General features: G+C 40.9%; 1 pseudogene. It reads right to left on the bottom strand.

Going from position 1 to position 4,690, the window contains the following annotated elements:
• Nucleotides 1-4,690, bottom strand: a pseudogene (locus tag ACFINX_RS09390) (hypothetical protein); the annotation flags it as partial.

Genomic DNA, 4,690 nt, shown 5'->3' with positions numbered 1-4,690 from the left:
CCTGATACTATAGAGCCAGCTGCAAGTGATGTAAGCTTGCTGTTCTCTTTATTGTCCCCATGCGTCGCTACAAACGCACCTTTAGTCTTGCCCCATAACAATGCATCGCCTTGAACTGCTTGCGTAATATTACTTAGTTTTTCATCAAACTTTTTGACCTCATTAGACAGATGAGTGTTCACATTCTTGACACTCGTATCAAGACCCGCAAAGGCGCTACCAACATCGTTATGTGAATTAGTCGTTACTGTACCATCGTCAGAAACATTAGAGATTTTATAAGTCGGAGCTGTAAAAACACCCTCTTTAAAGGATGCTTCTCCACCTAAAAACTTAGCTACATCCTCACCGATTTTGTTAACCTGTCCACCCGTGATTGCATCACGTGAATCCTTGGCAATCTGACCATCAGCAACATTATGAAGACCAACAGCTGCCTTATCCTTACCTTTGCCTAAAGTCACACTCGTGTAATCAATGCCGCCATTCTCACCCTCTTTTTTATCGTAATGAACAACAGCTGAATCATCTGACTGAAGACTGTTAGAAAGATCCTTCAAACCTTTATCAAGCTGACCTTTGTTAACAGCTTCATTCACACGCTCTGCTTTCTTAACACCAGAAAGCGTCCGGTCTTCTTTCTTACTGTTGGCAATGTTGATTTCACTACCTTCTACTGCATCTCCAATAGTGAGACGATGCGTTGTTTTGTCTTGCTGAACAAAGCTCTCGCTTTCCACTTTGGTAATCACATTATTAACCTGTTCAGTCAATTTATTCTGAACATTCGTGATAGAACTTCCAACACCGGCAAGTGCATCCGCTACATTCGTATAGTTCTTGTCAAAAGAAGTACCATCCTCACCAAACTGCTTGATCTTGAAATCCGGTGCTTTCCATTTGCCCTCTTTATCATATCCAGCACCACCACCAAAATAGGTTGCAAGTTGTTCGTTCAGCGAATAAAGCTGACTACCCGTTACGGCATCTGTTGATTTAGCGCTAATCTCACCATTTGCAAGGAACGTAATTCTACTGTTTTCTTGTGTCCTTACAGCTCTGCCTTTTTCTTCTTTACTCTTTTCATGACGCGCTACAAAGGCATCGGCTTCCTTGCTCCATAACAAAGAATCCTGTGCTACTCCTTCAGAAACCTCTTTAATCCTTGCATTCACATTCTTGATATTTGTATCAAGACCTGAAAAAGCGGTTCCAACACCTTGAAAGTCACTCTCTGTTACAACTCCATCTTTAGCAATGTAAGATAATTTATACGTTGGCTGTGTAAGAGCTCCATCTTTAAAGGACGCTTCTCCACCTAAAAACTTAGCTACATCCTCACCTATTTTATTAATCTGTCCACCCGTAATTGCATCACGTGAACCCTTGGCAATCTGACCATCGGCAACATTATGAAGACCAACAGCTGCCTTATCCTTACCTTTGCCTAAAGTCACACTCGTGTAATCAATGCCGCCATTCTCACCCTCTTTTTTATCGTAATGAACAACAGCCGAGTCATCTGACTGAAGGCTGGTAGAAAGATCCTTCAAACCTTTATCAAGCTGACCTTTGTTAACAGCTTCATTATCCTTTGTTGCTTCACCAACACCTGAAAGTGTCCGATCCGAACCAGTCTTGTTGGCTATGTTGATTTCACTACCTTCTACTTCTTTACCAATAGTGATAACTTTTGTCTTTTCATCCTGCTTCGCAAGGCTATCACTGACAACATTGGTAATCTCATTATTAATCTCTTTGCTAATCTCATTTCTAATATTTGTGAAAGAATTACCAACTCCAGCCAAAGCATCCGCCACATTGCCATAGTCTATCTCTTCAGATTTACCGTCATCCTTAACTGTCTTAACCTTAAAACTTGGAGCAGTCCATTGTCCTTGCTCATCATAACCTGCACCTCCACCAAAATAGGTTGCAAGTTGTTCGTTCAGCGAATAAAGCTGACTACCCGTTACGGCATCTGTTGATTTAGCGCTAATCTCACCATTTGCTAGAAACGTAATTCTACTGTTTTCTTGTGTCCTGACAGCTTTGCCTTTTTCTTCTTTACTCTTTTCATGACGCGCTACAAAGGCATCGGCTTCCTTGCTCCATAACAAAGAATCCTGTGCTACTCCTTCAGAAACCTCTTTAATCCTTGCATTCACATTCTTGATATTTGTATCAAGACCTGAAAAAGCGGTTCCAACACCTTGAAAGTCACTCTCTGTTACAACTCCATCTTTAGCAATGTAAGATAATTTATACGTTGGCTGTGTAAGAGCTCCATCTTTAAAGGACGCTTCTCCACCTAAAAACTTAGCTACATCCTCACCTATTTTATTAATCTGTCCACCCGTGATTGCATCATGTGAACCCTTGGCAATCTGACCATCGGCAACATTATGAAGACCAACAGCTGCCTTATCCTTACCTTTGCCTAAAGTCACACTCGTATAATCAGTTTCATCACCTGTTTTATCGTAATGAACAACAGCCGAGTCATCTGATTGAAGGCTGGTAGAAAGATCCTTCAAACCTTTATCAAGCTGGCTTTTGTTAACAGCGTCATTATTGTTCTTTGCTTCCCCAACACCAGAAAGTGTCCGGTCTTCTTTCTTACTGTTGGCAATGTTGATTTCACTACCTTCTACTGCATCTCCAATAGTGAGACGACTCGTTGTCTTATCTTGCTGAACAAAGCTCTCGCTTTCCACTTTGGTAATCACATTATTAACCTGTTCAGTCAATTTATTCTGAACATTCGTGATAGAACTTCCAACACCTGTAAGTGCATCAGCTACATTCGTATAGTTCTTGTCAAAAGAAGTACCATCCTCACTAAACTGCTTGATCTTGAAATCCGGTGCTTTCCATATGCCCACTTCATCATAACCAGCACCACCACCAAAATAGGTTGCAAGCGTGTTACCCATTGCATAAAGTTGACTACCAATGACAGCATCCGTTGAGCCGGGGCTGATCTCAGCCTTTTCTAGAAACGTAATTCTACTGTTTTCTTGTGTTCTTACAGCTTTGCCTTTTTCTTCTTGCTTCTTCTCATGACGCGCTACAAAGGCATTGGCTTCATCATTCCATAACAAAGAATCCTGTGCCACTCCTTCAGAAACCTCTTTAATCCGCGCATTCACATTCTTGATATTTGTATCAAGACCAGTAAATGCACTACCAACATCTTTAAAAGAGCCCTCTGTTATATTACCCTTTGTATCAATCTTGGATAAGTTATAAGTTGGTCCCGTCATAGCAGAACCAGCAACTCCTGCACCTCCACCAAAATATTTTGATGTATTGGCCATAGCCGTTTCCAGATTTCTCGATGTGGACGAAAGACTCTCATTGGTTTTGCTTAACTGTGAAAAATTAACTGCATCGTTCGCTCCAGTGCCATCAGACACTCCTGTAATCTTTTTATCCCCAGCATCTATCCCAGAAATGATTATTTTCGGTCCACCTGTAATCACTAAGCCTGTTGCATCTAAGGTACTGCTTCCTGCATTTACTTTATTGACTGCAATATCCTTAGCTAGATCAAATTTTATATTATTGTCATCTTTGCCTTTGCTAATTTGAAGATTTTCACTTGCCGCTGATAAATCGATCTTGCTCTCTATACCAATAGTTGTAGCATCTGCACCACCAACAGACAGCTGCCAACCTTTATCTACGTAATCTTGTAATGACTTTATCTGCGCAACATTTACTGCATCAGTCAGTTCAGAACCAGCTGCTACCCCTATAATTTGTCGCGTTCCCTTCTCGCTGAGATTACCAACACTCATGGCACCATAAACACTCTTCCATTGAATGTCAGCACCTGTTGCATTCGCTTTCTTATAAGGAGAATAGCCCAAAACACCACTAGCCCTATTGGCTACAGAATCACTTCCTATAGCAACACCCCCTACTACCTTCACTTGCGTTTTAAAGCCTAAAGCTGTACTGCTGTCCGCCTCTACCCGTATAAAACGACCAACAGCAACCGCATCATTATTTAGTGCCACTATATCTGCACCAACAGCAACCGATCCACCTCTATGGATCTCCGAGTTAGAACCTATGATAACAGATGCCGCTAACTTTTGGTCTCTTTCAGCTAATACCGCCTTCGCTTTAGAACCAATAACAACACTGTCCACGGTTTTCGCATTAACGCCTTCACCAAAAATGACATTACTTCCCGATACATCACGCTGTACTTCTCCACTACGTGTCATTCTGGCTATAGGATCTTTTCGCGAGAAATCAGATGCATCAATAGTCACTGTATCCTGTCCACTTTGAGTGAAAGATCGAGTTACAGAGCTACTGTCCATAAAAAACTGTGGATCGACAACAAATTTCTTATTTTGGTCTTCTGGACTTAATGTGTTTTTTGATAACTTATTGTCATCGATTTTTAAAGTATTCGCAATAGAATTATCATCACCTACACTAGTAAGGGTTCTAGTTAAAAAATTTGCATAGTCATCAGAAGCATTAATCTTTTCTAATCCGGCTTTATTGAGTGCTGTTAAATAATTGTTTTTTGAAACAGGAGAAGCATTCAAACCAGCAACAGAGAGAAGGCTTTGTGGATAAGACACGCCGGTACTTTTTACACCTTCAAGAAATGTGTTTCTAAAATCAGGATTTGCTGAAAAAACAGGCGTAACATTCGATAAGAATG

It is taken from the genome of Bartonella sp. AP36NXGY (genome assembly GCF_042195865.1).
In the GTDB taxonomy this organism is placed as follows: Bacteria; Pseudomonadota; Alphaproteobacteria; order Rhizobiales; family Rhizobiaceae; genus Bartonella.
The sequence above is the reverse complement of the archived record's forward strand: the minus strand, read 5'-3'. Positions and strand labels throughout refer to the sequence as shown.